At 69.6% G+C, this 1,734-nt stretch carries 2 protein-coding genes; one reads left to right on the top strand and one right to left on the bottom strand.

Annotated elements, in window-relative coordinates; all coding sequences use genetic code 11:
* The first annotated feature begins 347 nt into the window (after positions 1-347).
* The gene (locus P1P70_RS44255) at positions 348-1,088 is read left to right on the top strand and encodes a TetR/AcrR family transcriptional regulator (protein WP_319248102.1); all 741 of its coding nucleotides are present in this window, start codon (positions 348-350) and stop codon (positions 1,086-1,088) included.
* 90 nt (positions 1,089-1,178) lie between these two features.
* Here the strand turns inward: P1P70_RS44255 and P1P70_RS44250 are convergent.
* Positions 1,179-1,734: ABC-2 family transporter protein (locus tag P1P70_RS44250; RefSeq protein ID WP_319248100.1), on the bottom strand; the 556-nt coding region annotated here is incomplete at its 5' end.

Raw genomic sequence — 1,734 nt, 5'->3', positions numbered from 1 at the left:
GCGGTCAACGTCGCGATGCACAGCAGCCGGCGGTCGGTCGAGGAGTGCGTGGGGGAGGTCCTGCCCGAGCTGCGGGACGCGGTGGGTCGGATCGAGGAGGAGCTGGCGGTGGCGGGGATGTTCCGACGCGTACCGGAGGTCTGACCTCCGGGAGGGGAGCGGGCTGCGCACACCGTACGCTGGTCGCGTCAGTCGTACGCAGACGTGCGCAGCCGTACGCAGACGTACGCAGGACATCGGCAGCACGTCCGCAGGTACGTCCGCAGGTACATCCGCAGGTCAAACAGGCATCAGGCATCAGGCATCAGGCATCAGGCATCAGGCATCAGGCAGAGGAGACGCGCCCCATGGCACCCGAGAAGCCGGTCAGGAAGCAGGAGGGGTTCCAGTCGGTCTGGACCCGGCCCCGGACCGGGCGGGAGCAGCCCGCGCTGAGCCGGGAGCAGATCGTCGCCGAAGCGCTGCGGCTGCTCGACGAGGAGGGCATCGACGCGCTGAGCATGCGCAAGCTCGGCGCCCGCCTGGGAGCCGGTGCGACCTCTCTCTACCGCCACGTCGCCAACAAGGACGAGCTGCTGGAGCTGGCCGTCGACGAGATCTACGGCGAGATCGAGGTCACCACCACTCCCGACCCGACGAACTGGCGTACCGATACCGCGCGTTGTGCCCACAACCTGCGCACCACGATCCTGCGCCACCCGTGGCTCGCCTCCGTACTCGGCGAGCTGGGCATGTCCTACCTCGGCCCGAACTGGATGCGGGTCTCCGAGGCCATGCTGAGGCTGCTGACCACCGCCGGGTTCCCCGCCGACGAGGCCGACCGGGCGCTCACCACGGTCGTCGCGTACGTCACCGGCACGGCCACCAGCGAGGCCGCCTGGCTCAACGTCCTCGCCCGCAGCGGCCAGGACGAACAGAGCATGGTCGAACAACTGTGGCCCGCCGCCGAGGAGGCCGCCCAGGACTATCCGCTGCTGCGCGAGGGTTACGCCGAACAGCGCGGCACGGATCCCCGGGCGGCCCGTGAGGAAGGGTTCCAGTACGGCCTGGACCGGGTGCTGGACGGGTTGGCGACGCGGCTGAAGTGACACCGGAACCGACCGCCCGCCCCCCTCCGACGCCACTCCCCACTCCACTCCGCTCCATTCCACTCCACTCCCTCAACCCACCCTGTTTCTCTACCCGTTGACGCCCGTGTACTTGCTGAGGCTCCAGTTCCACAGCAGCCTTGACAGGACGAACGCGGTGAGGCCGATGACGGGTGAGGCGACGGCAAGCGCCTCCGGTACGCCCATCGCGTCTCCGTGGCCGGTCAGGACGCCGGCCGGGAAGTAGGCGGTGAAGGCGAGCGGTACGACGAACGTGAACGCGGCGGACGCGGCCTTCGGGAGGATGCTCAGCGGGTAGCTGCCGAAGGTGCCCATCAGCTCCTCCAGCCACTGGCTCCAGTACGACGTGGCCGGGAAGTGGAACGCGGCGGCGGCCAGGGCCGTGAAGAGCGCGGCCTCCACCAGCATGCCGCCGAGGACACCGGCCACCACGTACGTGATCCGGCCCGCCGTCCAGTCCAGCGAGCTGCGCTGGAGCGCGGCGACGAACAGACCGACGGCCACGACCAGGTCGCCGATGGCGTTGACCGGGAAGAAGGTCAGCTGGACCTGTCGGTAGACAGGAGACGCGGCGGGCGCGGCCTTCGGGAGGATGCTCAGCGGGTAGCTGCCGAAGGTGCCCATC

It is taken from the genome of Streptomyces sp. MB09-02B, from assembly GCF_033794485.1.
Taxonomy (GTDB): Bacteria; Actinomycetota; Actinomycetes; order Streptomycetales; family Streptomycetaceae; genus Streptomyces.
Note: the sequence above shows the minus strand (reverse complement) of the source record. Positions and strands in the feature narration are given on the sequence as shown.

Bases quoted from the DNA above. Each gene is read 5' to 3' on its own strand.
- P1P70_RS44255 (WP_319248102.1), top strand. From the start codon at position 348: ATGGCACCCGAGAAGCCGGTCAGGAAGCAGGAGGGGTTCCAGTCGGTC.